Here is a 24698-nt window from a genome sequence, read left to right on the forward strand (position 1 = left end):
GTCGCAGGTACTACTCGCGGGGTGGCCTCGGCGGGAAGCCCTACTGCCTGCCCGAAGGGCGCACCACCCCCGTCTCGTACGCGAACACCGCCGCCTGGGTCCGGTCGCGCAGGCCGAGCTTCACCAGGATGCGGCCGACGTGCGTCTTCACGGTCTGCTCGGCGACCACGAGCCGCACCGCTATCTCCGCGTTCGACAGGCCCTGTGCGATCAGGGCGAGGACCTCCGTCTCGCGCTCGGTCAGCTCGCCGACGCGGGGCTTGAGGGGGCCGCGCGTCCCGTTGTCCATGCGGGCGAACTCCGCGATGAGGCGCCGGGTGATCCCGGGCGCGAGCAGTGCGTCCCCGGCCGCCACCACGCGGACGGCCTCGGCGAGCTGGTCCGCCGACGCGTCCTTGAGCAGGAAGCCGGAGGCGCCCGCGCGCAGCGCCTCGTACACGTACTCGTCGAGGTCGAAGGTGGTCAGGACCAGGACCCTGACGTCCGGGACGCCGGGCAGCTCCCCCGTGATGCGGCGGGTGGCCTCGATGCCGCTCAGCTCGGGCATGCGGATGTCCATGAGCACCACGTCCGGCGCGAGCTCGGCGACCTTGGCGACCGCATCCGCGCCGTCGACGGCCTGGCCGATCACCTCGATGTCCGGCTCCGCGTTCAGCAGGACGGAGAAGCCCTGCCTGACCATGATCTGGTCGTCGGCGATCAGCACCTTGATCGTCATGGCTTGGTCTCTCCGTCGGTCGGCGGGGCGTCGGTCGGTGTCACGCCGGTCGGTGTCACGTCCTTGGGCAGGGGGGCCGGGAGGAAGGCCGATACCTCGAAGCCTCCGTCCTGGGTGGGGCCCGTCGCGAGGTCGCCGCCCAGCATGGCCACCCGCTCCCGCATGCCGAGCAGACCGTGGCCCGTGCCGGGCGAGGGCGGCGCCTCGGTGCGCCCGCCGGAGTCGGTGACCCGGAGGTGCAGCCCGGCCCGTGCGTACGCGAGGTCGATCCGCACCGTCGCGCCCGGCGCGTGCCGGATCGCGTTGCTGAGCGCCTCCTGCACGATGCGGTACGCCGACAGGTCGACGCCCGGCGGCAGCGGGCGGCACTCCCCCGCGCTCTCGTTGCGGACGGTCAGTCCGGCCGCGCGCGCGTTGTCGACGAGGGCGTCCAGGCGCTCCAGGGTGGGCAGCGGGGTCTGCGGGGCGAGCTCCGGGTCCCCGGGGTTCTCCGAGCGCAGGACGCCGAGGACGCGGCGCAGCTCGGTGAGGGCTTCGAGCGCGTTCTCCCTGATGCCCGCGAGGTTCTCCCTGAGCTCCTCGGGCGGGTCCTTCACCAGGTGCGGGGCGACCTGCGCCTGGATGGAGATCACGGACATGTGGTGGGCGACCACGTCGTGCAGCTCGCGGGCGATGCGGCTGCGCTCCTCCAGGAGGGTGCGCCTGGCCCGCTCCTCGGCGGTGATCGTCTCCTGCTCGACCAGCTGGTCACGGGTCTCGCGGCGGCCGCGCAGCAGCGTGCCGAAGAGGGTGACGGCGCCGAACAGGAGCGCCGCGAGGGGCACCGTCGTGTCGTACGGGCCGGGCCTGCTCGTCTGTTGCAGCAGGAGCGGGACGCCGACACTCAGGACGCACGCGGCCCAGGCGGCCCTGGGTGGCACCCGCAGCGCGAGCAGCAGGGACACCGTCGCGTGCGCTGCCAGTGCCGGGGGACCCCACGGCCAGGGTTCCGCGCCCTGGCCGAACGGCACCGTCGCCATGCTGGCGGCGGCCGTGTTCACACCGAGGGACAGCCACCACGCGGGCACCGGGCGCACCAGCGCGAGCAGCATCGCCGCCCCCAGCAGCAGCGCCATCAGCGTGCCGCCCGAGTGCCCGAGGTGGTAGCGCTGCGAGAACTGGTCGAGGTTGCCGACGGTCGTGCTGACGGTGAGGGCCACGACCACGGCGTGCACGGCCCAGCGCAGCAGCCGGGGCTGCCGGAGCGGCGGCAGCGGCATCCGCGCCCCCGTCACCAGCTCCTTGCGCAGACCGGTCAGGCCCGCCACGACCGATCCGCCGGATCTCTCCCCGTCGCCGCTCCCGCGGTCCGCTCCGTCCACAAGATCAACCCTAGACACGCCGCATCCCCTCCGCTCCCGCTGCCCCGGGCCGGTGCCGGGCCCGCACCACGGACGCCCCCGCCCGCCGCCCGGCCCGACCGCCCCGACCGCCCCGCTCGTACGCCCGGAACGCCGACCAGCACACCGCGAGCCCCAGCCCGAACACCGGCAGCCACGCGACGCGGGCCAGCACCCAGCCCGGCCCGTCCGGCACCGTGTGCAGACCGGGCAGCGGGCCCCCGGAGAGCAGACCGAGCGCGGTGACCGCCATCAGAGCCGTCTGGTGCCAGAGAAATATCGTCATCGCCGAGACGTTCACCAGGGCCACCGCCGCCCAGGCCGCGGGCCTGCGCAGCCACCGGGCCAAGGGCTCCTTGAGGAGCAGGGCCAGACCGCACTGAGCCAGGCCGAAGGCGACGACCGCGAGGGTCGGCGGATCCAGGTTCGACACCGTCTCGCCCGGGACGCCGACCATCGACGCCGGATATCCGGCCCACAGGACAAGACCCGCGGTGGCCGCCGCGCCGCCCGCCAGGAGCACCCGCCCCGACCTCCGCGTCAGCTCGCCCCGCGCCCAGGCCGCGCCCAGCGTGTACGGCACGAGCCAGCCCGCCGCCACGTTCACCCAGCCGAGCCAGGCCGGGCCGCCGAAGCCGAACCGCGCGAGATCCACGTGGAGAACGACGGCCAGCGGCCACAGCGGGTTGAGCCGCCGCACCAGCGGGGTGGCCGCCGTGAGGGCGGCGAAGACCAGCAGGAACCACAGGGGCGACAGCGCCAGCTTGACCAGCGTGTGGACGGTGTCCAGGTCCGCGCCCGACAGGAGCAGGCCCACGGCGACGGCGGTCCACAGCGCGAGCACGGCAGCCACCGGTCTGAAGAGGCGGCCGAGCCGGGCGGCGAGCCACGCGCGGTAGCCCATGCCCCGCTCGCGCGCCGACGCATAACTCTTCGTCGCCACATGCCCGCCCACCAGGAAGAACACCGCCAGCGTCTGGAAGACCCAGGAGATCGGCGCGAGCCACGGCATGGCGCCCAGGGGGCTCGCGGCGCGCAGCACGCCGCCGTCCGACACCAGGGCGGTGACCAGCCAGTGCCCGCCCACCACACCGAGGATGGCGAAGGCCCGCAGGGCGTCGACCGCGCGGTCCCTGCCCGGAGGCGTGGCGGCGTCGACACGGCGGACGAGAACGGACAGACGGTGCTCACGCATGACTGACCTCCGGTGCGTCCCCGCACACGATCCGTGCGAGGTTGCCGAGCGGGACCGAGCCCGGCTTCAGATAGTCGCTGTGGCCGCCGTCGCCCGCCGCGAAGACCCGGGCGCCGAAACCGGCGGAGACCGGATCGGTGCCGAAGCCGACGGTCGTGCCGAAGACGTCGGCGCTGGTGTGCGGCACGTCGGCGATCCAGTCGTCGGCTCCGCGGCCCGCCCAGACCCGGGCCCGCGTGTGCAGGTCGGCGGCCTTGTCGACGCCGGTCCCCGGGCTGCCGTAGAGCACGATGTCGGCGACGTCCAGGCCGCGCGGGCCCGCTGCGGCGCTGCCGCACACCACCGAGCCGTACGAATGGCAGAGCAGGGACACGCGCGCGTGGTCGTTGATCCCGTGGAGCCCTGCGACGAAGGAGCGCAGGGCGGGCGCCGCGCCGTCCGCGCGGCCCGTGGTCAGGACGGCGGGGCTGACCGTGCCCGGCGTCTCGTACCCCAACCAGGCCACGACGGCCGTGCGATGGCCCGGCTCCGCGTGCCGGGCGAGCTCCGCGTGCAGGGCGAGGGCGCCGGAGCGCAGCCTGCCGTACGCATCGAGGGACGTGTCCGAGCCCGGGACCAGGACGGCGACGCGGTCCGCGCCCGCCAGGTCGCCGAACACCTCGGCGGTGCGGCCCGTGCCGCGCCCGTCGAAGGCGAGGAACTGCCGGTCGGGGGAGGCCATGGCGCGCAGGGTCGCGGCCCGCTCCGCCGCGCCGTACCCCTCGGCCAGGGCTGCTGCCTCCGTGGCGTTCGTCCTGTTCGCCTCATAGGCGTCGGCGAGCGTCGCTGCCGTGACGCGGCCGAGGGCGGCGGGGGCGGGGGCCGGGATCTCCGGGCGCGCGGCGCCCGACACCGGGATCACCACGGCGGCGGCGACACCGACGGCCAACAAGGTGCGGCGCAGCCGCCCGGCCCGGAACTTCATCACGTGCTGCCTTTCCGATTCCGCACGGGCCGGTGCTCCGACTCGTGCTCACGGAAAGGAAGTTATGGATGGGACGCTGTCGCTCACATCACACTGGGGTATACAGCCGCGGGTAGCTCTCAGGTATTACGGGTATCCCCAGGCGTTGGCCCCAGGGATGGCCCAGGGCCTCAACCGGCGCAGGTCAGAACGCCAGTTGCGCGATCTCCTCGGCGACCACCGCGCACGCGTCCGCCGCCGGGTCGATCAGCGGGAAGTGCCCCACGTCCTCCAGGAGCGTCAGACCCACCACCTCGCCCGCCTTGGCGGCCGCGTCGGCGTACGCCTCGGACACCTCCTGCGGCACGACGATGTCGGTGCGCCCCTGCACCACGGTCGTGGCGATGCCCGACGGGAGCAGCGCCGCCGGGTCGGCGTACGGCAGGCGCTCCTCGAACCGGTCCGTGCCGCCGAGGAGTTGCGCGGCCGCGCCGCCGCAGACCTCCAGCGCCTCTGCGGTCCGGAAGTCCGCGATGGGCGCGAGCGCGACGACGCCGCGCAGCAGAGCGGGGCGGCCGGTGCGCCAGGGCGCGTCGGCGGGCAGGAGGTGGCGTGCGGCCGCCCACAGCGCGAGGTGGCCGCCCGCGGAGTGCCCGGTCACGACGGTGCGGCGCGGATCGGCCGACGGCAGCGCGTCCCGTACGAGCGCGGGCAGGGCGTCGAAGGCGGCGGCCACGTCGTCGAAGGTCTCCGGCCAGCGCCCGGCCACCGGGCTCGTGCCGCCCTGCGCGGGGATCGGACTGCCCCTGCGGTACTCGACGTTGGCCACCGCGAAGCCGCGGCGCGCGAGGAAGTCGGCGAACGGTGTGACGTGCTGCCGGTCGTAGGGCGCCCGCCACGCGCCGCCGTGCAGGACGACGACGAGGGGCGCGGAACCGGCGCCGTGGGCGTCACCCCTGGGGGCGTAGAGGTCCACGACCTGGTCGGGGTGCTCGCCGTACGCGACGGTGGTGTCCGGCTTCACGGCGGGATGCGAGAAGGCGGCTTCGGCCTCGGCGGCATCGCGGGCCACGGCGGCGTCGTCCGGCATGCGGCAACCTCTCAACAGCAGTGCGGCTTGCGGGCGGGCCCCCGCTCTTCCGGGGTGCGGAAAAGCGGGGGCAAGATCCGCCGGACGCTATCAGGCCAGCGTGCGCGCGAGGACACGAGCCGCCCGCTCGGCATCGCCGAAGGAGACGTACAGCGGCGTGAATCCGAACCGCAGCACGTCCGGCGCGCGGAAGTCGCCGACCACGCCCTGCTCGACGAGCCGCTTCATCACGTCGCCCGCCCCCTCGCAGCGCAGCGCGACCTGACTGCCGCGCTCGGTGTGCGCGGCCGGGGTGAGGGACTCGACAAGGCCCGTGGGCACGTACGCCTCGACGCACCGCAGGAAGAAGTCCGTCAGGGCGAGGGACTTGGTGCGCACGGCGTCGATGGAGACGCCGTCCCAGGCGTCGAGCGACGCCTCAAGAGCGAGCATCGACAGGATGTCCGGCGTGCCGACGCGACCGCGCAGCGCCCCGTCGGCCGCCTCGAACTCGGGCCGCATCCCGAAGGGTTCGGCGTGCGAGTTCCAGCCGGGCAGCGGGGAGTCGAAGCGGGACTGCAGGCTTTCGCGTACGTAGATGTAGGCGGGCGCACCCGGGCCGCCGTTGAGGTACTTGTAGGTGCAGCCCACCGCGAGGTCCACGCCGTGCTCGTCCAGGCCGACCGGCAGGGCGCCCGCCGTGTGGCACAGGTCCCAGACGGCGAGCGCGCCCGCCGCGTGGATCGCCGCCGTCAGCCCCGGCAGGTCGTGCAGGCGCCCGGTGCGGTAGTCGGCGTGGTTGAGCAGGACGGCGGCGGTGCGGTCGCCGAGGACGCCGGGGACGTCACCCGGCGCGACCGGCACCAGACGGCAGCCGGTGAGGCGGGCCGCCGACTCCGCGATGTACCCGTCCGTGGGGAACGTCGTGGCGTCAACGACGATCTCGTCGCGCCCCCCGGAAGGGTTGCCCGGGGTCCCGGTGCTGTCGGCGTCGCTGTCGGCATCCCGTGCGATGCGGACCGCGGCCACCAGCGCCTTGAAGACGTTGACGCTGGTGGAGTCGCCGACCACGATCTGGCCGGGGGCGGCGCCGACGAGCGGGGCGATGCGGTCGCCGATGCGCTCGGGGGCGGTCCACCAGCCGCTCTCGTCCCAGGAGCGGATGCGGAGCTTGCCCCACTCGTGGGTCATCACTTCGGCGAGGCGGCCCGGCACGTTCGCGGGCAGGGCGCCCAGGGAGTTGCCGTCCAGATACACCGTCTCGTCGAGGACGAACTCCTTCCGCTTGGCCCGGAGTTCATCGGCGGCGTCCAGGACCTCGGCCTCGGTCCGCAGGTCGTCCCGCAGGTCAGACATGGCTCCTCGCAGTCCACAGCTCGGGAAACACGTTCTTCGTAGCACGCTTCTCCAGCCAGGCCACGCCCGCGGAGCCGCCCGTGCCGGTCTTGGAGCCCATGGCACGGCGGGTGGCGACCAGGTGGTCGTTGCGCCAGCGCCAGACCAGCTCGCCGACGTCCGTCAGCGTCTCGCCGAGGCGGGCCAGGTCGCCGCTCTCGTCACCGGAGTAGAGCTCGGTCCAGACGGCCTCGACCTCGGGCGACGGCTCGTAGCGCTTGGCGAGGTCGCGCTCCAGGACGGACGCCGGTATCGCGTGGCCGCGCCGCGCGAGGAGGCCGAGCACCTCGTCGTACAGGCTCGGCTCCTGGAGGGCCTTCTCCAGCTCCGCGTGGACGCGCGGGGCGCCCCGGTGCGGGACGAGCATCGACGCGGACTTGTCGCCGAGCAGGAACTCCATGCGGCGGTACATCGCGGACTGGAAGCCGGAGCCCTCGCCGAGCGCGCTGCGGTAGGAGTTGAACTGGCCGGGGGTCAGCTGGGCGAGCGGGCGCCAGGAGGCGTTCAGGGCCTCCAGCTCGCGCAGGCTGCGCTTGAGCGCGGCCACCGCCACGGGGACGTCGTCGCGGCGCAGGGCGTGTGCCGCGGTCTCCCACTCGTGGACGATCACCGTGAACCACAGCTCCATGACCTGGGTGGTGACCAGGAAGACCATCTCGCCGGGGTCGTCCGAGCGCAGGTGCTGCAGGTGGGTGAGGACGTCCGCCTGGACGTAGTCCTCGTACGGGGTGGTGCCTGCGAAGTCGAGGTTCGGGCTCTCCGCCTCGTTGACCTCGGTGGACGCCGCGCGCTCCTCGGGGGATGCCTCATGCGTCTCTGGGGACATCACTGTCTCCTCGATACGTACTCCGGGTAGCGGTCCGCCCCTGCCGTTACCGACACGGGGGCCCCGGTCCCCACCGGAATCTTCTGCAACTTTCCCGGAATCGGCAAGACACGCCCGTACGGGACAGCAGCTAAGCCCTTACGCCACTTTCCTCTGCATCGGAGTGCTCGCGGCGCCGCTCCCGGCAGGCGCGCAGATGGGCGGCGTTCCCGCAGCCGCGGACCGAATGCCAGACACCGCTGTTGTTGCGCGAGCGGTCGTAGAACGCGGCGGAACAGGCCGCGTTGCGGCAGATCTTCAGGCGACGCCAGTTGCCCGCCGCCTGGGCGAGCAGCCCCTCGGCGAGCACCGCGGACGCCAGCCAGCGCGCGCCCGCGCCCTCCGGCTCCAGGGTGAGGGTGCCGTCCCCCGCGAGCCCGACGACGACCGGCGCGGAGGTGAACCGCACCGCGTCGCCCCCGCAGTCGCCCGCGGTGAGCGCGCGCCGCACCTGGTCGCGCAGACAGCGCAGCTTGGGCAGGTCGTCGTCGGTGAGCACGAGGTGTACGTCACCCCTGCCGGTCTCCCGCGACCAGCCGCGCACCGCCTGGTCGGCCCACTCCTGGACGGCGCCGAGCGAGCCGTCCGCCAGCAGGTCGGGCAGGTCGGCGGGGGCGGCGGGCGCGGTGTTCAGGAGGTCCTGGACAAGGGCGAGGCCGCCGGGCGCGGCGGTCAGACAGTGGCGCTCGGTCGCGGGCCAGTTCATGTCCTTCACGTTACCCGCCTCCGGAGAGACATGAGTAAAAGACTTACAGTGCTGTCATGGGCGTACGATGCCCGTATGGATGCCACGGAAACCACCACCTCACGCGCGGCCCGACTCCTCGACCGCCCCTTCGACATCAACGGCCTCAGCCTGCGCAACCGCATCGCCATGGCCCCCATGACCCGTAATTTCTCCCCGGACGGCGTGCCGGGCGCGGACGTGGCGGAGTACTACGCACGCCGCGCCGCGGGCGGCGTCGGTCTGATCATCACCGAGGGCACGTACGTCGACCACGCATCGGCGGGCAGCAGCCACCGCGTCCCGCGCTTCCACGGCGAGGCCCCGCTCGCGGGCTGGCAGCGCGTCGCCGAGGCCGTGCACGCGGCGGGCGGCAAGATCGTCCCGCAGCTGTGGCACGTGGGCGCGACCCGCAACGAGGGCGACGGGCCCTTCCCTGACGCGCCCCCGGCCGGCCCCTCGGGCCTGGACCTGAACGGCGACGCGAAGGGCCACGCGCTGTCGTCCGCCGACATCGACGAGGTCGTCGCGGCCTTCGCGCGCGCGGCGGCCGACGCCGAGCGGAACGGCTTCGACGGTGTCGAACTGCACGGCGCGCACGGCTACCTGATCGACCAGTTCTTCTGGAACCGCACCAACCGCCGCACCGACGGCTACGGCGGCGGCCTCGCCTCCCGCGCCCGTTTCGCGGCCGAGATCGTCGAGGCGGTGCGCGCGGCGGTCTCGCCGACGTTCCCCGTGATCTTCCGGTTCTCCCAGTGGAAGTCGAACGCCTACGGCGAGAAGCTGGCCGCGGACCCGAGCGAACTGGACGCACTGCTCGCCCCGCTGGCGGCCGCGGGCGTCGACGCCTTCCACGCCTCGACGCGCCGCTACTGGCTCCCCGAGTTCGACGGCGACGACCTGAACCTCGCGGGCTGGGTCAAGAAGCTCACCGGCAAGGCCGCGCTGTCCGTCGGCTCGGTCGGCCTCGACAAGCAGTTCACGGCCGCGGAGACGTTCTCCACGGAGACCACGTCGACCGCCGGCATCGACCTGCTCCTGGAGCGCATGGAGCGCGACGAGTTCGACGTCATCGCGGTGGGCCGCTCGCTGATCGCGGACCCGGAGTGGGCGGACAAGGCGCTGACCGGCCGCCTGTCGGAGGCGGTCCCGTACGACGCGGGGATGCTGCGCAGGCTGGTCTGAGTTCGGCTGTCCGATTTCGACTGCGGGAGCGCTGTGGCCGGTCGCGCAGTTCCCCGCGCCCCTAGAAGATTCCCCCGCGACCCGTACGGGTCGCGGGGGAATCTTCTCTCAGCCGAGCGTCTTCGCCGCGGTCTCGGAAGAGTCCCGCAGGAAGCCCGCGCAGCGCTCGTGCTCCTCCTGCTCGCCGATCGACTGTGCGGCCCGCGCCAGGGCGTGCAGCGCGCGCAGGAAGCCGCGGTTGGGCTCGTGCTCCCACGGCACCGGGCCGTGGCCCTTCCAGCCCGCGCGGCGCAGGGAGTCCAGGCCGCGGTGGTAGCCGGTACGGGCGTACGCGTACGACTCGACGACGCTGCCCCGCTCGTACGCCTCGTCGGCGAGCTGGGCCCAGGCGAGCGAGGACGTCGGGTACTTCGCGGCGACGTCGGCGGGTGCCGTGCCGTTCGCGAGGAGCTCGCGCGGCTCCGGGTCGTCGGGCAGGTGGGTCGGGGGCGGTCCCCCGAGGAGATCCTTGTGAATGGCCATGGGACCAAGTCTGCGGTATGCCGTCACGGCGAAGGCCCCGGGTCACCGACCCGGGGCCTTCGTAGTGCCTTCGTAGTGCCTTCGTACGCGCGAAGCGCCGGGGGGTTACTTCAGCTTCGTGCCCGTGGAGCGCAGGTTCGCGCAGGCCTCGGTGACGCGCTTGGCCATGCCCGCCTCGGCGGACTTGCCCCAGGTGCGCGGGTCGTACGTCTTCTTCGAGCCGACCTCGCCGTCGACCTTCAGGACGCCGTCGTAGTTCTTGAACATGTGGTCGGCGACGGGACGCGTGAAGGCGTACTGCGTGTCCGTGTCCAGGTTCATCTTGACGACGCCGTTCTCCAGCGCGGTCGCGATCTCCTCGGCGGTCGAGCCGGAGCCGCCGTGGAAGACGAAGTCGAAGGGCTGCGCGCCCGCGGCCTTGCCGTGCTTGGCGGCGACGCCCTCCTGGAGGTCCTTGAGGAGCTCCGGGCGCAGGACGACGTTGCCCGGCTTGTAGACGCCGTGGACGTTGCCGAAGGACGCGGCGAGCAGGTAGCGCCCCTTCTCGCCGAGGCCGAGGGCCTCCGCCGTACGCAGCGCGTCGTCGACGGTCGTGTACAGCTCGTCGTTGATCTCGTGCGTGACGCCGTCCTCCTCGCCACCGGTGGGGGTGATCTCCACCTCAAGGATGATCTTCGCGGCGGCGGCCTTCGCGAGCAGCTCCTGGCCGATGGCCAGGTTGTCGGCGAGGGTCTCGGCGGAGCCGTCCCACATGTGCGACTGGAAGAGCGGGTTGCGACCGGCCTTGACGCGCTCGGCGGAGACGTCGATCAGCGGACGGACGTACGTGTCCAGCTTGTCCTTGGGGCAGTGGTCGGTGTGCAGTGCGACGGTGATGTCGTACTTCGCGGCGACGATGTGCGCGAACTCGGCGAGGGCCACGGCGCCCGTCACCATGTCCTTGTTGTGCTGGCCGCCCAGGAACTCCGCACCACCGGTGGAGATCTGGATGATGCCGTCGCTCTCGGCCTCGGCGAAGCCACGCAGCGCCGCGTGCAGGGTCTGCGAGGACGTCACGTTGATCGCCGGGTAGGCGAACTTGCCTGCCTTCGCCCGGTCGAGCATCTCGGCGTAGACCTCGGGGGTTGCGATGGGCATGTGTCCGCTCCTTGTGATGTGCGGGTGTGTGCTTGGCCCTGACCTAAGGGGGGCGACGTCATCGTCGCCCCCATCCTTCCAGACTTGCCGGGCGGCTCCAGCCGGTCGGAAGTCCTCAGTCCGTGAGGCCGAGGTCGTCCTTCGAGTACGCGAAGAGGTACGGCACGCCCGCGCCCTCGGTGATCTTCTCGCCCGCGCCGGTGGCCCGGTCCACGATCGTGGCGACGCCGACGACCTCGGCGCCCGCCTCGCGGACGGCCTCGACGGCGGTCAGCGGCGAGCCGCCGGTGGTGGAGGTGTCCTCGACGACCAGGACGCGGCGGCCCTTGATGTCCGGGCCCTCGACGCGGCGCTGCATGCCGTGCGCCTTGGCGGCCTTGCGGACGACGAAGGCGTCCAGGCGCTTGCCGCGGGCGGCGGACGCGTGCAGCATCGCACCGGCCACCGGGTCGGCGCCCATGGTCAGACCGCCCACGGCGTCGAAGTCGAGGTCCTTGGTCAGGTCCAGCAGGACCTGCCCGACCAGCGGCGCGGCCTCGCCGTCGAGAGTGATCCGGCGGAGGTCGATGTAGTAATCGGCCTCCAGACCGGAGGAGAGCGTCACCTTGCCGTGCACGACGGCCTTGTCCTTGATCTGCTGCAGCAGCTCGCCGCGTACGTCAGTCATGCCTATGAGCTTAGGGTCTGTCCGGCGGGTCAGGCCGCCATCGGTGGGCCGTCGCCTCTTCGTGCCGGTGAGCGGCGGTCTGGTGCGTGCAGCTGCAAGGCGGAGGAAGGCGGCGACGCGGAGCGTCGGCAACTGACGACAACGCCGCAGATGTGCGTGCCAGACCGCCGCGTCCCAGGCATGACCCGCCGGGCAGGCCCTACAGCCGCTGCCAGGTCCAGGTGGTCGACGTCTCCAGGGGCTCGATGGGGGTGATCAGGCGCGGGTCGGTGTTCAGGCCGTTGGGCGGGCCCGTCTGGGGCTCCACGCAGACCGCGGCCTCCTGCTCGTCGTAGACGACGACCCACTGCTCGCGGCTCTTGACGTTGACTTCGAGCCGCTCGGGCCAGGTGAGCGTCACGTCGACGCCGTCGGGCATGCCGAAGCAGTCGTCCCAGGGGCCGGGGCGCACGTCGGTGCGGCGGCCCGTGGGGAGGTGGTCGTCGCCGCGCTCCTCCTGCCAGGCCGGTGCGAAGTCGATGCGGACGGGCTCGCCGCCATCCTCCAGGACCCGGTTGAACCAGGGGTGCCAGCCTGCCTGCGCGGGGAAGGAGCCGCCGTACGTCTCGATGCCCATACGCAGCGTCAGCGCGTCCTCGGTGAGCTCCACGATCTGGGTGACGCGGCCCGGGTAGGGCCACGGGTCCGCCAGGTCGTACGTGAAGACCGCCTCGGTCCCCGAGGTCCGCGCCGTGCGCCACGCGGCGTCCCGCGCGAAGCCGTGGATGGCGTGCGGCGGGGAGTTCAGCGGCATCTGGTGGACTTCGGCGCCGTCGCGGAACCGTCCGTCCCCGATGCGGCCGCACCAGGGCACCATCGGGAAGCAGCCGTACTTCTTCCCCTGCCGCAGCAGCTCGACGCCGCCGATGCGCAGGCTTCCGATACGGCAGCCGTTGCCCGGCTGCACCGTCACTTCCGCGTCGCCCGCGGTGAGGGTCACGTCTTCGGTACTCACGGGGCCGACCCTATGACGTGGGTGGTCAACGGCGGCGGCGCAGGGCCCTGCCGACGACGATGGCCGAGGCCAGCGCGATGGCGGCGGCGGGTGCGGCCCAGCGGAGCGTGGCGTTGGCGGCGAGGGACTCGGGGGCGGGCGCGGGAGCGTACCGGCCGCGGGGCGGGGCGTGGTCCACCTCCTCCGCGCTGCGGCCGATCATCGTGCGGCGGGCGTGCGCGGCCTCGGCGGGCGGCACGCCGATGCTCTCCATATCCTCGATGGTCTCGATGTCCTCGATGGTCTCGAGGTCCTCGATGTCGTCCGCGTCGTCCAGGACGTTGGTGTCGTCGAGATTGATGTCGGCGTCGTCAACGTCATCGACGTCATCGACGTCGTCCATCAACGGGTCCAGCGACGGCGGCGGGACCTCCGTCTCGAACACCGTGGGCGCGGTGTCGGGGGGCGCCCCCGCCGCGAGTCCCTCAGCGAAACGTTCCAGAAGCTTGTGCACCGCGGTCTCCACAGCCTGTGGAGAACCCTCCGCGATCCGCCCGTCGGCCCCCGCGCTCCCGCCGAACACGAGGGTCGTCCCCTCGACGGCGGGCACCAGCCGCACGGTCAGCGACAGCCGTACGGACCCGGAGCCGCGCACCTCCGCGCCCTCGGCCTCGAACGCGTACGTCCCGTCCGCGCGGGCGTCGGCCCGCGCGGAGCCGCGGTACGTGATGGCGTGCCCCTGGACCCGCACCTTGAGGCGCCCGGAGATCGGCCCGGCCGCCTCCCCCTCGTCCCCCACGGCGCGCTGGAGCCCGGGCACCGCCCCGGCGACCCGCTCGGGGTCGGCCAGGACCTGCCGGAGCCGCTCTGCAGAGACCGGAACGAACACCTCATGCTCCATGGCAGCCGAGCCTACCCACGTGGCCGTCACCATGTACGACAGTTCGTCGCACCATGTACGTCAGTTCGCGTAACGCGGATGCACCAGGGTGGACGGCGCGAGCCCCGGCTGCCGCGTCAGCTCGGCCGCGCGGGCCCCGGCGCGCACCACCTCCGAACGGGCCGCCCGGAGCAGGACCGGCCGGGTCCGCGAGGCGAGCACGAAGCCCCAGTCGCGGGGCGCCGTGTCCCCCTCCGCCGTGCGGTCGGGCCCGGCCGCGAACCCGGACTGCCTGCCGCCCACGCGGTACGCCACGGTCCGCAGCCCCGCCGCGCGCAGCGTCGCCTCGACCGTCCAGAAGACGCGCGCCCTGGTCGACAGGGGCCCCGCGTGCACGGCGAGGCGGCCGCCGTCGGTGAGGACGCGGGTGGCCAGGCCGTAGAACTCCTGGGAGTAGAGCTTCGTGCTGGCCGTGATGCCGGGGTCGGGCAGGTCGGAGATCACCACGTCGTACCGCGTGCGGGCGAGGCGCAGCCAGCGGAACGCGTCGGCGTGCACCACGCGCACGCGCGGGTCGCGGTACGCGTGGCCGTTGAGCTCGCTCAGCGCCGGGTCGTGCCGCGCGAGGTCGACGACGCCCGCGTCCAGCTCGACGACGTCGACGCGGCGCACGCCCGGGTGGCGCAGGACCTCGCGGGCCGCGAGGCCGTCGCCGCCGCCGAGGATCAGCACGCGCGCGTGGGGGCCGCGCATCGCGGGTGCGACGAGACCCCGGTGGTAGCGCTGTTCGTCGCGGCCGCTGATGCGCAGGCGGCCGTCGAGGAAGAGGTCGAGGGAGCCGTGCCGCCCGCCGGTGAGGACGACTTCCTGGATGTCGGTCTGCACGGCGACCCGCACGTCCTTGCCGTACACCGCGCGCCGGGCGGCCCGCTCGAAGTCGTCGACGAGCACGGCGGCGGAGGCGAGCAGCGAGAGGACGACGACGTTCACGGTGAGGAGCACCCAGCGGGCGCGCACGCTCAGGTCCTGCCGGAACAGGCCGAACACGAGTGCGGCGCCCGCGAGCGCATTGACCGAGCCGGTGAACAGGGCGCCCGTCAGCTGCCCGAACACCGGCAGGAGCAGGAAGGGGAAGGCGAGCCCGCCCACCAGCGCGCCCACGTAGTCCGCGGCGAACAGGTCGGCGACCGCGCCGCCCGCGTCCTGTCTGCGGATGCGCTGGATGAGCACCATGAGGAGCGGCACCTCGGCGCCGATGAGGACGCCGATGGCCAGGGAGAACGCGACGAGCAGATAGCGCGAGCTGCCCGCCCACATCTCGCCCCTGCCGCCGGACCACGCGAACGCCGCGTACAGCACCATGGCGCTGCAGCCGCCGACCAGCGCGAGCGCCGACTCCAGGAGGCCGAACCAGGCGGAGGCGTGGTGCCGCAGGCGCTTGGCGAGCAGCGAGCCGATGCCCATGGCGAAGACCATCACGGAGAGCACGACGGAGGCCTGGGTGACCGAGTCACCGATCAAGTACGCGGCGAGGGCCACGAGTTCCAGTTCGTAGACCAGGCCGCAGGCAGCGCAGACGAACACGCCCGCAAGGACGAGGAACCGTCCTGCCCGGGGCGAGACCGGCAGGCGCACCGACGACTCGATCACCCTGGCACGCTACGTCACCGCAGGCTCACACCGGGTCCCCCACATGGGTGCAACTCCTTGGCCCGCACCGCTCCCGAGCAGTCAGAGTGTCGCCGGAAGCGGCATGCGCACCCCCACCCGCGTGCGTGTCGCGACGAGTTGACCCTCTTGGGGGTACGCGTGCCACGTACGCCACATCAGGGATCCCTCGTGCCGCTGCGCCAGCATCGCGGTGAAGGCGTGCGGGCTGCCGGGGAACACGCCCGCCAGGCCGTGCGGGTGTTCGGCGACGAGTGCGAGCAATTCCTGCGCGCGGCCGCCGAACTGACCGTGCGACAGGTTTTCTACGCGCGCCGCGAACTCGTACTCCCATTCTCCGACGCGCTTGGAGACGCCGAGCGGCAGCGGCGTGCTGCTGCCGGGGATGCAGGCCACGGTCTCGGAGCAACCGCCGCGCTCCTCCTCGAGGAGTACCTGATGTGAGGCCCCGAGCAGTCTCAACTGCATTTTGGCGTCGGCCAGTTCCAGATCGAGGATGGCGAGCGCGGGCAACGGCTCGCGCCCCAGGGCCCAGGCGAGGTCCGCGGCGCGCGTGTCGGTATAGCCAGTCTTCAGGGTCGTGAGCATGGGTCGGCTCCGCTAACACGCAATGGAGGTGGGGCCGGCGCACCCGGAAAGGGGTCCGGGAGGTCGGTATGCCGGCTCGTGCCCACGAGAACGTCTTACGGATAACCGGATCGCGGTCTGCGAAACCTGTGCCGGACGTCCGAGGGCGGTGCTGACGTTTAAGAGGGAATCATGGTCGGCGACGCTGCCACTGCGTTTTTACCCAACTTCGTCTGGTTTCCATCCCCATGAGGGCTACACAGTTCAATTGTTCAGTACAGCCACACCGCACCGCACAGAAGCGCCCGGCGGGGTTGACCACCCCGCCGGGCGCTTCTGTGGATCCGGTGGACCAGCTGCCCCGTGTCAGCTGCCTCCACCGCATCCGCCCCCGCCGCCTCCGCACGAGGAACCGCCCCCGCAGGAGGAGCCACCACCGCACGAGGAACCGCCCCCGCACGAAGAACCGCCGTCGCCACCACCACCGGCCCACCAGCTGCCGCCCGCCGCCGAACCGGACGCGGCACCCGAGCCGCCCCACCGCGAGCGGCGCTTGCGCCGCCCGCTCCCCCCGTAACTGATCGCCGCGGCCAGGGCGAACACGAGTACCGCCACGAAGACGAAAGCCACGATCATGGCCCTCACACTCCTTCCGTTCCCCCGAAGCAGGTCCCCCGTGGGCCGTGCTTCGTGCGTGACAGGGGGATGCCCCTGCCCGGGCCGACCCAAAGCAGAGTTGAGGAACTCCAGAGGTTCGGCGCAGGATGGCGGCCATGACGTCCACCTCCGGGCGCGAGCGCCCGCTGCTCAACCGCCGCCTCGCCGAGTTCGGCACCACGATTTTCGCCGAGATGTCCGCCCTCGCGGTGAAAACGGGTGCCATCAACCTCGGGCAGGGCTTCCCCGACACGGACGGACCCGAGGCCGTGCGGGAGGCCGCGGTGCGGGCGCTGCGCGACGGCCGCGGCAACCAGTACCCGCCGGGCCCCGGCGTCCCGGAGCTCCGCACGGCGATCGCCGAGCACCAGCTCGCCCGCTACGCCCTTTCGTACGACCCCGACCGCGAGGTCCTCGTGACGGCGGGCGCGACCGAGGCCATCGCGGCGTCGCTGCTCGCCCTCGTCGAGCCGGGCGACGAGGTCATCGCGCTGGAGCCCTACTACGACTCGTACGCCGCCTCGATCGCCCTGGCGGGCGGCACCCGCGTCCCGGTCACCCTGCGCCCCGCCGAGGGCCGCTTCCGCCTCGACCTGGACGAGCTGCGCGACGCGGTCACCGACCGCACCCGGCTGCTCCTCCTGAACACCCCGCACAACCCGACCGGCACCGTCCTCACCCGCGCCGAGCTCACGGAGATCGCGAAGCTCGCGGTCGAGCGCGACCTGCTGGTCGTCACCGACGAGGTCTACGAACACCTCGTCTTCGACGACGCGGAGCACATCCCGCTCGCCTCCTTCCCCGGCATGCGCGAGCGCACGGTCAGCATCGGCTCGGCGGGCAAGACGTTCTCGTTCACGGGGTGGAAGGTCGGCTGGGTCACGGCGTCGCCGGAGCTGGTCTCCGCGGTCCGCTCGGCGAAGCAGTTCCTCACGTACGTCTCCTCGGGCCCCTTCCAGTACGCGGTGGCCGAGGCGCTCGCCCTGCCCGCCTCCTACTTCGACGACTTCCGCGCGGACCTGCGGGCCAAGCGGGACCTGCTGAGCGAGGGCCTGACGGCGGCGGGCTTCGACGTCTACCGCCCGGCGGGCACGTACTTCGTCACGACCGACATCACCCCGCTCGGGGAGAGCGACGGCTTCGCCTTCTGCCGCGCCCTGCCGGAGCGGGCCGGTGTCGTCGCCATCCCGAACGCCGTCTTCTACGACCACCGGGACGCGGGCGCGCCCTTCGTGCGGTTCGCGTTCTGCAAGCGGACGTCCGTGCTCGAGGAGGCGGTGACCCGCCTCAAGTCGCTGGCGGGCTGACGCCGCCGGGGACCCGGCACGCCGAGAGCCCGGCGGAGGTGGCTGCTGCCACCTCCGCCGGGCTCTCGTGCGCGGTACGGACCCTCAGGGCCCCTCAGGACTCTCAGGACCCTCAGGACTCTCAGGACCCTCAGACCCCTCAGGCCTCGGCGTCGCCGGGCTTCTCGTTGGTCTCGCCCTCGCCCTCGGCGGAGTCGACCTCGGACTCCAGACCGAGCTGCTCGACGAGCCAGCGGTCGAACTCGATCGCGGCGCGCACCCAGCTGACGGTCGAGGAGACGAAGTGCTCCAGCGAGACGCCGGTGCCGATCAGCATCTGGGCCTCGCCGATGAGGCGGACCGTGCCGTCGTCGTGCGTGTGGCTGTAGACCTTGGGCCACAGCGTCCGGCGGTTCCAGTCGTCGATCGACTCGAGAAGCTGCTGCTTCTCTTCGATCTGGTGCGGCCGGTCGTAGAACGTCCGCACCGAGAAGACCTGCTGGTCGCCCTCGCCACGGAACATGAAGTAGGTGCGGAACTCCTCCCACGGCGCCGCGAGGTCACCCTCGTCGTCGACGACGTGCTTGAGCTCCATCTGGTCCAGGAGCTGCTTGACCAGGTCCTGGTCGGGGACGACGGGGCCCGCCGGTTCTGCGCCCTGCTGCGGTTCGGGCTGGCCCCCGAAATTCGGAATCGAGGACGGGTCGATGCTCACGTGCGTTGTCCCTTCGTATGGATGGGCCCATCCTCTCCCAGGATGGGCCCCCGAGGGCAAGCCCGGCTCCTCGCGGGCTTGCCGCACGCCGTGATCACAGGGTTTTCCCGGTCACGGGGCCCACGATCAGACCGTCCTCGAAGCGGTCGACGCGAACCGTGTCACCGTCCTTCACCTCGCCCGCGAGGATCTCCTTCGCGAGCCGGTCGCCGATCGACGTCTGGATGAGGCGGCGCAGCGGCCGCGCGCCGTACGCCGGGTCGTTGCCCTCGGCCGCCAGCCAGGCCAGCGCCTCGGGCGTGACGTCCAGCGTGAGCCGCCGGTCGGCGAGCCGCTTGGCGAGGCGGCCGATCTGCAGCTCGGCGATGTGCGCGAGCTCGTCGCCGGTGAGCGCCGAGAAGACGACGAGATCGTCGAGCCGGTTGAGGAACTCGGGCTTGAAGGATGCCCGTACGACCTCCAGGACCTGCTGCTTCTTCTCCTCCTCGCTCGTCAGCGGCTCCACGAGGTACTGGCTGCCGAGGTTGGAGGTGAGGATCAGGATGGTGTTGCGGAAGTCGACCGTCCGGCCCTGTCCGTCGGTCAGCCGCCCGTCGTCGAGCACCTGGAGCAGGACGTCGAAGACCTCCGGGTGCGCCTTCTCGACCTCGTCGAGCAGCACGACGCTGTACGGCCGCCGCCGGACCGCCTCGGTGAGCTGGCCGCCCTCCTCGTACCCGACGTACCCGGGAGGGGCGCCGACCAGCCGGGCGACGCTGTGCTTCTCGCCGTACTCGCTCATGTCGATGCGGATCATGGCCCGCTCGTCGTCGAAGAGGAAGTCCGCGAGGGCCTTGGCGAGCTCGGTCTTGCCGACACCGGTGGGGCCGAGGAAGAGGAAGGAACCCGTGGGGCGGTCGGGGTCGGCGATCCCGGCGCGGGTGCGCCGCACCGCGTCGGACACGGCCCGCACGGCCTCGCCCTGCCCGATGAGCCGCTTGCCGAGCTCGTCCTCCATGCGCAGCAGCTTCTGCGTCTCGCCCTCGAGGAGCCGCCCGGCGGGGATCCCGGTCCAGGCGCCGACCACATCGGCGATGTCGTCAGGACCGACCTCCTCCTTCACCATGGTGTCCTTGGCCTGGGCGGCCTCCTCCTCGGCCTCGGAGGCGGCTTCGAGGTCGCGCTCCAGGTCGGGGATCTCGCCGTACAGCAGCTTGCTGGCGGTGTCGAAGTCGCCGTCGCGCTGGGCGCGCTCGGCCTGGCCGCGCAGCTCGTCGAGCTTCTCCTTCAGCTCACCGACGCGGTTGAGGGACTGCTTCTCCTTCTCCCAGCGGGCGGTGAGGCCGCGCAGCTCCTCGTCCTTGTCGGCCAGGTCGCGCCGCAGCTTCTCCAGACGCTGCTTGCTCGCGGGGTCCGTCTCCTTGCTGAGGGCCAGCTCCTCCATCCGCAGGCGGTCGACGGCGCGCTGGAGCTCGTCGATCTCGACGGGCGAGGAGTCGATCTCCATGCGGAGCCGGGACGCGGCCTCGTCGACGAGGTCGATGGCCTTGTCGGGCAGGAAGCGGGAGGTGATGTACCGGTCGGAGAGCGTGGCGGCCGCGACGAGCGCGCTGTCGGCGATCTGGACCTTGTGGTGGGCCTCGTACCGCCCCTTGAGCCCGCGGAGGATCGCGATGGAGTCCTCGACGCTCGGCTCGGCGACGAGCACCTGCTGGAAGCGGCGCTCCAGGGCCGGGTCCTTCTCGATCCGCTCGCGGTACTCGTCGAGGGTGGTCGCGCCGACCATCCGCAGCTCACCGCGGGCGAGCATGGGCTTGAGCATGTTGCCCGCGTCCATGGCGGAGTCGCCTCCGGCGCCCGCTCCCACGACGGTGTGCAGCTCGTCGATGAAGGTGATGACCTGTCCGTCGCTCTCCTTGATCTCGGAGAGGACGGTCTTGAGCCGCTCCTCGAACTCGCCGCGGTACTTCGCACCGGCGACCATGGCGCCCAGGTCGAGCGAGACGAGCCGCTTGTTCTTCAGCGACTCGGGGACGTCCCCCTTCACGATGCGCTGGGCCAGGCCCTCGACGACGGCGGTCTTGCCGACGCCGGGCTCGCCGATGAGCACGGGGTTGTTCTTCGTACGCCGCGACAGCACCTGCACCACGCGCCGGATCTCCTGATCCCGCCCGATGACGGGGTCGAGCCTGCCCTCGCGGGCCGCGGCGGTGAAATCGGTGCCGAACTTCTCCAAGGCCTTGTACTGGCCCTCGGGGTCGGGTGTCGTCACCCGGCGCCCTCCCCTGGTCTTCTCGAATGCGTCAAGCAGCTTCCTGCTGCTCGCTCCGTGCTCGGTGAGTACGTCACCCGCCTTGCCGCCCTTGGCCGCGATGCCGATGAGCAGGTGCTCGGTCGACAGATAGTCGTCCCCGAGCTCCTTGGCGCGCTTCCCGGCGTCCGCGACGACGGCCAGCAGCTCGCGGTCGGGCTGCGGCGGCGCGACGGTGGACCCCGTCACGCTGGGCAGCGCGGCCAGCGCGCGCTCGGTGGCCGCGCGCACGGCGGCCTGGTCGGCGTCGACCGCTGCGAGCAGGTCCACGATGTTCTCGTTGTCCTGTCCCTCCAGCAGCGCGAGCAGCAGATGCGCGGGGGTCAGATCGGCGTGACCGTCCTTGACGGCACGGCTGGTGGCCGCGTTGATCGCGTCCCGGCTCCTGTTGGTCAGCTCGGCGTCCACGGGCGTTTCTCCTCCTTACGGGGTCCAACCACTGTCATGAGGTAGCTGTCATGAGGTCCTGGTCCGGCGGGTCCCCACCACGGGTCCCCGCCAACACTGACTTACTCAACGTGCACAAAGTTGAGTCTATTCCACTCAAGGGAGGAGCGGGAAGTCCGGGCGGCTATGTTCCGTACCCATGGCACCCACGGCACCCACGGCACCTCCGAGCCGGACCATCGACCTGTCCGATCCTCCCGAGCCCTACCTCAGCTTCTGGCGCGAACGGCGCGTCTGCACGTTGACGACGCTGCGCCCGGACGGCACCCCGCACGTGGTGCCGGTCGGCGTGACGTACGACCCGGAGGCGAAGGTCGCGCGGATCCTCGCGCGCAGGACGAGCCGGAAGGTCGTGCACATCCTGGCGGCGGCGGCCGCGGAGGGCTCCGGGGCGCGGGTGGCGGTCTGCCAGTTCGAGGGGCGGCGCTGGGCGACGCTGGAGGGTCTCGCGGAGATACGGACGGATCCGGCGGAGATAGCGGAAGCGGAACGCCGCTACGAGGAGCGCTACGAGCGCCGCCCGTCCCCGAACCCGGACCGGGTCCTGATCGAGATCAGGCTGACGCGAGCGCTGGGCAAGACCTGAGCGCGGCACGCCCGCACGCGGCGCACCCGCACACACCACAGCGGCGCCACCGTGTTCAGGTCCACGGTGACGCCGCTGCTGGGGGAAGTACCTGCGCGATTTACAACGACGGGGGAATCGCGTCAGGCACTGCGGGGGGTGGCTGTGATGTTGTCCGGGACGCCCACGGCGTCCGGGTCCTGCTGTTCCTGCTGCCCGACCATCTGGTGGTCGCGCCGGTCGAGATTGACGAAGACCATCCCGTACCGGATCGCGCACCGCACGGGCTGCGGAGCTCCTCTGGGCCTTCGCAGGCACCGGTAGGCCCTTATCTCTTCCTCGTCGTCACGCGTGACGACGATCGGCTCACCGAGCAAGGTCACCATCAACGAGTCGCCGCGGTGGGGGATCGCGGTCACAAGGTCGATGAAGTGCCATCCGGATCGGTAGGCGGTGGCCATTTCCCGGCGGAAGGTCCGGTCGTCAGGAGGGGTGCTCATGCCGAGCCCCCTGCCGGGGCGGACGTCCAAATGACATCGCCCTTGCCGGCGGCGGACGCCCATACGACGTCCCCCTTCGCGGAGGCACTCCAGATGACATCCTGGGTGGTCACCTCCGGCACCGACGCACGCGTTGCAGCGGCATCGGCGTCCGAGAACGCGTCGAGACCACTGAAGGCAATGGCAGCCAACCCGACGGAGAAGGCACAGACAAGTACCGAGCGAAGCATTCCCTTACGCATAGCGGGCTTCGTCCTCACTTTCATAGCGACTCTCCCCCGGCCTTCCAAGACGATGGCTCATTCAGCCATGCGAACACCACAGGACCGATGCATCATGTTCCTGCACGTTCAGGACCCTGGGGGGTGGAGCTATGACAACAAACAGCCCAATTAGGGCACATCCACACGCCATGGCCGAACTATGTGATGAGGGAAAGCGGCTCTACGCCACGGCGCTGCGCACCGGACGCGTCCGTCGAGCAGAAGCGGAAGGCGCTCCCTGCCTGATGGAGTTCGCTCTTCTGGATCCCGATCCGGACGACGCCGAGTGGCTCCGTCCCGTTCCGCCGACCTCCGCTCTTGCACAACGGCTTCGCCCCATCGAGCGGGAGATCCAGGAGCGGAGGAGCCTCGCGAACGAACTCTCCGTCACTTTCGAGCCATTTATGGCCATCAGCGCCCAGGACCGTCCAGCCGTGCATTCGATCACGGTCCTGGAGGGCGGGAGCCGCATCAATGCGGCCATACAAGTAGCGATAGCCGAGTGCCAGTCGGAGGTCATCACGGTGCAGCCCGGCGGGGGCCGCAGCGAGGAGATCGTCACCGAAGCCGTGAAGCAGAGCCAGAGCATCCTCGACCGGGGCATCAGGATGAGGACGCTCTACCAGCACACCGCCCGGCACAGCCAGGCCACCATCGCCTACGCCGAGCACATGCGCCGGGGGAAGGTCGAGGTGCGCACGCTCGAGGAGCTCATCGAGCGGCTGATGATCTTCGACAGAACCGTCGCCTTCATCCCGGCCCGCGAAGACCGCCAGGCAGCCCTGGAGCTCCGCCACCCGGCGCTCGTCCAGTACCTGGTCAACGTCTTCGAGCAACTCTGGCAGCGGGCGGCACCGTTGCTAGAGGAGGCGCCGTACGCCCCCTCGACCGACGGGATCACCGGCGTCCAACGCTCCATAGCCAAACTCCTCGTAGAGGGCCACGTCGACGAGGCGATAGCCCGGCGCCTGGGCATGAACGTCCGGACCTGCCGCGCCCACATCGCCAAGATCGCCGCCGCCCTCGGCAGCGGCAGCCGCGCCCAGCTCGGGTATCTGATCGCCCAGTCGGGAATCCTCGACCAGGACCGCCCGAAGTGACCCCCGAACCCCACTCCCACGGCCCCGACGAGCTGTGCGAGGCGGGTTCGGAGCTGTATGCGCGTGCCCTGCGGGAGGGGCGCATATCGCGTGCGGACGCCGAACGGGCGCCCTGCCTGCTCGGGTTCGGGCTGCTGCGCCCCGGCACCGACCACCCCGACCGGCTCCGCCCCACCCCGCCCGCCGTCGCGCTCCCCCGCCTCCGCGAGGCCATCCAGGAGCACATCGCCGACGAACTGAGCCGCGAGGTCCGGCTGGCCGCGCAGTTCGAACCGCTGATGGCGATCGCGCGCGGCGGCAGGACACCGGCCAAGGACCCCTCCGTCACCGTCCTGAACGGATTCCCCCGCATCCAGCAGGCCGTCGCCGACGCGCTGGACGCCTCCAGCAGGGAGTCGCTCGCCATCCAGCCGGGCGGAGTCCGGCTCGCCGAGGCGCTGGCCCAGTCGCACGCGCACGCGCAGGGCCTGCTCTCCCGCGGCGGCCGCATGCGGACGCTCTACCAGCACACGAGCCGCCACTCGCTGCCCGTTCTCGCCTACTACGAACAACTGCGAGGGGACACGGAGGTCCGCACCCTGGACGAGGTGACCGAGCGGCTCTTCATCTTCGACCGGACCGTGGCGTTCATCCCGGCGAACAAGGACCGCAGCATGGCCCTGGAACTCCGCCACCCGGCCCTCATCGAGTACCTCGTCACGATCTTCGAGCGCCTCTGGCGCCTGGCCACCCCCATGTTCCCGCAGACGGCCCTGCTCCCCTCGGACAACGGCATCACCACCCGCCAGCACGCCATCGCGGGCCTCCTCGTCGAAGGCCTCACCGACGCCGACATAGCCGACCGCCTCGGCATGAACATCCGCACCGCACGCGTCCACATCGCCAAGCTCGCCGCCACCCTCGGCAGCCACAGCCGCGCTCAACTCGGCTATCTCATCGGGCAGTCCGGCATGCTGATCCGGGACGACTGCGCATAGACTCACCG

The 24698-nt window shown here is 71.8% G+C and carries 24 protein-coding genes; 5 read left to right on the forward strand and 19 right to left on the reverse strand.

Annotation, left to right across the window (positions count from 1 at the left end; all coding sequences use genetic code 11):
* Positions 1-40 precede the first annotated feature (40 nt).
* From ABZV77_RS24370 to ABZV77_RS24405, 8 genes are all read right to left on the reverse strand, one after another.
* Complete coding sequence (locus tag ABZV77_RS24370) at positions 41-718, reverse strand: response regulator transcription factor (protein WP_356260568.1); 678 nt, start codon at positions 716-718, stop codon at positions 41-43.
* The gene (locus ABZV77_RS24375; protein WP_356260571.1) at positions 715-2079 is read right to left on the reverse strand and encodes a sensor histidine kinase; all 1365 of its coding nucleotides are present in this window, start codon (positions 2077-2079) and stop codon (positions 715-717) included. The genes ABZV77_RS24370 and ABZV77_RS24375 overlap by 4 nt, the downstream gene beginning before the upstream one ends.
* A 10-nt stretch (positions 2080-2089) precedes the next feature.
* Entirely contained in the window at positions 2090-3292 is a 1203-nt protein-coding gene (locus ABZV77_RS24380; RefSeq protein WP_356260574.1) for an acyltransferase, read from the reverse strand.
* Positions 3285-4256 (reverse strand): alpha/beta hydrolase, encoded by a 972-nt coding sequence (locus ABZV77_RS24385; protein ID WP_356260577.1) that lies wholly within the window; start codon positions 4254-4256, stop codon positions 3285-3287. The genes ABZV77_RS24380 and ABZV77_RS24385 overlap by 8 nt, the downstream gene beginning before the upstream one ends.
* Before the next feature lie 184 nt (positions 4257-4440).
* Positions 4441-5325: an alpha/beta hydrolase gene (locus ABZV77_RS24390; protein ID WP_356260580.1), complete on the reverse strand. Its 885-nt coding sequence runs from the start codon at positions 5323-5325 to the stop codon at positions 4441-4443.
* 90 nt (positions 5326-5415) lie between these two features.
* Positions 5416-6660 (reverse strand): kynureninase, encoded by a 1245-nt coding sequence (gene kynU / locus ABZV77_RS24395; RefSeq protein ID WP_356260583.1) that lies wholly within the window; start codon positions 6658-6660, stop codon positions 5416-5418.
* Positions 6653-7525, reverse strand: coding sequence for a tryptophan 2,3-dioxygenase family protein (locus tag ABZV77_RS24400; RefSeq protein ID WP_356260586.1), 873 nt, complete (start codon positions 7523-7525; stop codon positions 6653-6655). Before ABZV77_RS24400 ends, kynU begins: the two co-directional genes overlap by 8 nt.
* A gap of 130 nt (positions 7526-7655) precedes the next feature.
* Entirely contained in the window at positions 7656-8270 is a 615-nt protein-coding gene (locus ABZV77_RS24405; protein ID WP_356260589.1) for a CGNR zinc finger domain-containing protein, read from the reverse strand.
* A 75-nt stretch (positions 8271-8345) separates the two neighbouring features.
* Between ABZV77_RS24405 and ABZV77_RS24410 the strand changes: the two genes are divergently transcribed.
* Entirely contained in the window at positions 8346-9476 is a 1131-nt protein-coding gene (locus ABZV77_RS24410; RefSeq protein ID WP_356260591.1) for an NADH:flavin oxidoreductase, read from the forward strand.
* Positions 9477-9584: 108 nt separating this feature from the next.
* Here the strand turns inward: ABZV77_RS24410 and ABZV77_RS24415 are convergent, their stop codons facing one another.
* The 8 genes from ABZV77_RS24415 to ABZV77_RS24450 all read right to left on the reverse strand — a co-directional run bounded on the left by ABZV77_RS24415 (position 9585) and on the right by ABZV77_RS24450 (position 16526).
* Positions 9585-9998 (reverse strand): DUF3151 domain-containing protein, encoded by a 414-nt coding sequence (locus ABZV77_RS24415; protein WP_356260594.1) that lies wholly within the window; start codon positions 9996-9998, stop codon positions 9585-9587.
* Positions 9999-10103: 105 nt separating this feature from the next.
* Positions 10104-11135 (reverse strand): class II fructose-bisphosphate aldolase, encoded by a 1032-nt coding sequence (fbaA, locus tag ABZV77_RS24420; RefSeq protein ID WP_356260596.1) that lies wholly within the window; start codon positions 11133-11135, stop codon positions 10104-10106.
* A gap of 115 nt (positions 11136-11250) precedes the next feature.
* Entirely contained in the window at positions 11251-11802 is a 552-nt protein-coding gene (gene pyrE, locus ABZV77_RS24425) for an orotate phosphoribosyltransferase (RefSeq protein WP_150185239.1), read from the reverse strand.
* A 199-nt stretch (positions 11803-12001) separates the two neighbouring features.
* Positions 12002-12796: an aldose 1-epimerase gene (locus ABZV77_RS24430; protein ID WP_356260598.1), complete on the reverse strand. Its 795-nt coding sequence runs from the start codon at positions 12794-12796 to the stop codon at positions 12002-12004.
* A 25-nt stretch (positions 12797-12821) separates the two neighbouring features.
* Positions 12822-13676 carry an SRPBCC family protein gene (locus tag ABZV77_RS24435; protein ID WP_356260600.1) on the reverse strand — a complete coding sequence of 285 codons (855 nt, stop codon included), beginning with the start codon at positions 13674-13676 and terminating at the stop codon, positions 12822-12824.
* Between the two features lie 60 nt (positions 13677-13736).
* A complete protein-coding gene (locus ABZV77_RS24440) occupies positions 13737-15305 on the reverse strand; it encodes a polyamine aminopropyltransferase (RefSeq protein WP_356260603.1) in 1569 nt (522 codons plus the stop codon).
* An 81-nt stretch (positions 15306-15386) separates the two neighbouring features.
* The gene (locus ABZV77_RS24445) at positions 15387-15911 is read right to left on the reverse strand and encodes a DUF2617 family protein (RefSeq protein ID WP_356260605.1); all 525 of its coding nucleotides are present in this window, start codon (positions 15909-15911) and stop codon (positions 15387-15389) included.
* Between the two features lie 345 nt (positions 15912-16256).
* Entirely contained in the window at positions 16257-16526 is a 270-nt protein-coding gene (locus ABZV77_RS24450; protein ID WP_356260608.1) for a hypothetical protein, read from the reverse strand.
* A 128-nt stretch (positions 16527-16654) separates the two neighbouring features.
* On the opposite strand from ABZV77_RS24450, the gene ABZV77_RS24455 reads away from it, so the two are divergent.
* A complete protein-coding gene (locus ABZV77_RS24455) occupies positions 16655-17854 on the forward strand; it encodes a pyridoxal phosphate-dependent aminotransferase (RefSeq protein ID WP_356260610.1) in 1200 nt (399 codons plus the stop codon).
* Positions 17855-17993: 139 nt separating this feature from the next.
* Here the strand turns inward: ABZV77_RS24455 and ABZV77_RS24460 are convergent, their stop codons facing one another.
* Together ABZV77_RS24460 and clpB are read right to left on the reverse strand one after the other, a co-directional pair.
* The gene (locus tag ABZV77_RS24460; RefSeq protein ID WP_356260613.1) at positions 17994-18548 is read right to left on the reverse strand and encodes a YbjN domain-containing protein; all 555 of its coding nucleotides are present in this window, start codon (positions 18546-18548) and stop codon (positions 17994-17996) included.
* A gap of 94 nt (positions 18549-18642) precedes the next feature.
* Positions 18643-21246: an ATP-dependent chaperone ClpB gene (gene clpB, locus ABZV77_RS24465; RefSeq protein WP_356260616.1), complete on the reverse strand. Its 2604-nt coding sequence runs from the start codon at positions 21244-21246 to the stop codon at positions 18643-18645.
* A 178-nt stretch (positions 21247-21424) separates the two neighbouring features.
* On the opposite strand from clpB, the gene ABZV77_RS24470 reads away from it, so the two are divergent.
* Positions 21425-21871 (forward strand): pyridoxamine 5'-phosphate oxidase family protein, encoded by a 447-nt coding sequence (locus ABZV77_RS24470; protein WP_356260618.1) that lies wholly within the window; start codon positions 21425-21427, stop codon positions 21869-21871.
* A 122-nt stretch (positions 21872-21993) separates the two neighbouring features.
* Here ABZV77_RS24470 and ABZV77_RS24475 read toward each other — a convergent pair whose 3' ends face one another.
* Entirely contained in the window at positions 21994-22350 is a 357-nt protein-coding gene (locus ABZV77_RS24475) for a hypothetical protein (RefSeq protein ID WP_356260621.1), read from the reverse strand.
* A gap of 373 nt (positions 22351-22723) precedes the next feature.
* Between ABZV77_RS24475 and ABZV77_RS24480 the strand changes: the two genes are divergently transcribed.
* A complete protein-coding gene (locus ABZV77_RS24480; protein WP_356260624.1) occupies positions 22724-23713 on the forward strand; it encodes a helix-turn-helix transcriptional regulator in 990 nt (329 codons plus the stop codon).
* Positions 23710-24690 carry a helix-turn-helix transcriptional regulator gene (locus tag ABZV77_RS24485; protein WP_356260627.1) on the forward strand — a complete coding sequence of 327 codons (981 nt, stop codon included), beginning with the start codon at positions 23710-23712 and terminating at the stop codon, positions 24688-24690. The genes ABZV77_RS24480 and ABZV77_RS24485 overlap by 4 nt, the downstream gene beginning before the upstream one ends.
* Positions 24691-24698: the final 8 nt, after the last annotated feature.

The sequence above is a fragment of the Streptomyces sp. NPDC004732 genome, from assembly GCF_040609235.1.
GTDB lineage: Bacteria > Actinomycetota > Actinomycetes > Streptomycetales > Streptomycetaceae > Streptomyces.

Coding starts and splice junctions, on each gene's coding strand:
- ABZV77_RS24415 (WP_356260594.1), bottom strand. CDS start 9,998: ATGGCCATTCACAAGGATCTCCTCGGGGGACCGCCCCCGACCCACCTG.
- ABZV77_RS24390 (WP_356260580.1), bottom strand. CDS start 5,325: ATGCCGGACGACGCCGCCGTGGCCCGCGATGCCGCCGAGGCCGAAGCC.
- kynU (WP_356260583.1), bottom strand. CDS start 6,660: ATGTCTGACCTGCGGGACGACCTGCGGACCGAGGCCGAGGTCCTGGAC.
- ABZV77_RS24385 (WP_356260577.1), bottom strand. CDS start 4,256: ATGAAGTTCCGGGCCGGGCGGCTGCGCCGCACCTTGTTGGCCGTCGGT.
- ABZV77_RS24470 (WP_356260618.1), top strand. CDS start 21,425: ATGGCACCCACGGCACCCACGGCACCTCCGAGCCGGACCATCGACCTG.
- ABZV77_RS24480 (WP_356260624.1), top strand. CDS start 22,724: ATGACAACAAACAGCCCAATTAGGGCACATCCACACGCCATGGCCGAA.
- fbaA (WP_356260596.1), bottom strand. CDS start 11,135: ATGCCCATCGCAACCCCCGAGGTCTACGCCGAGATGCTCGACCGGGCG.
- ABZV77_RS24370 (WP_356260568.1), bottom strand. CDS start 718: ATGACGATCAAGGTGCTGATCGCCGACGACCAGATCATGGTCAGGCAG.
- pyrE (WP_150185239.1), bottom strand. CDS start 11,802: ATGACTGACGTACGCGGCGAGCTGCTGCAGCAGATCAAGGACAAGGCC.
- ABZV77_RS24405 (WP_356260589.1), bottom strand. CDS start 8,270: ATGAACTGGCCCGCGACCGAGCGCCACTGTCTGACCGCCGCGCCCGGC.
- ABZV77_RS24455 (WP_356260610.1), top strand. CDS start 16,655: ATGGCGGCCATGACGTCCACCTCCGGGCGCGAGCGCCCGCTGCTCAAC.
- ABZV77_RS24410 (WP_356260591.1), top strand. CDS start 8,346: ATGGATGCCACGGAAACCACCACCTCACGCGCGGCCCGACTCCTCGAC.
- ABZV77_RS24380 (WP_356260574.1), bottom strand. CDS start 3,292: ATGCGTGAGCACCGTCTGTCCGTTCTCGTCCGCCGTGTCGACGCCGCC.
- ABZV77_RS24435 (WP_356260600.1), bottom strand. CDS start 13,676: ATGGAGCATGAGGTGTTCGTTCCGGTCTCTGCAGAGCGGCTCCGGCAG.
- ABZV77_RS24475 (WP_356260621.1), bottom strand. CDS start 22,350: ATGAGCACCCCTCCTGACGACCGGACCTTCCGCCGGGAAATGGCCACC.
- ABZV77_RS24445 (WP_356260605.1), bottom strand. CDS start 15,911: ATGCTCACGACCCTGAAGACTGGCTATACCGACACGCGCGCCGCGGAC.
- ABZV77_RS24450 (WP_356260608.1), bottom strand. CDS start 16,526: ATGATCGTGGCTTTCGTCTTCGTGGCGGTACTCGTGTTCGCCCTGGCC.
- ABZV77_RS24400 (WP_356260586.1), bottom strand. CDS start 7,525: ATGTCCCCAGAGACGCATGAGGCATCCCCCGAGGAGCGCGCGGCGTCC.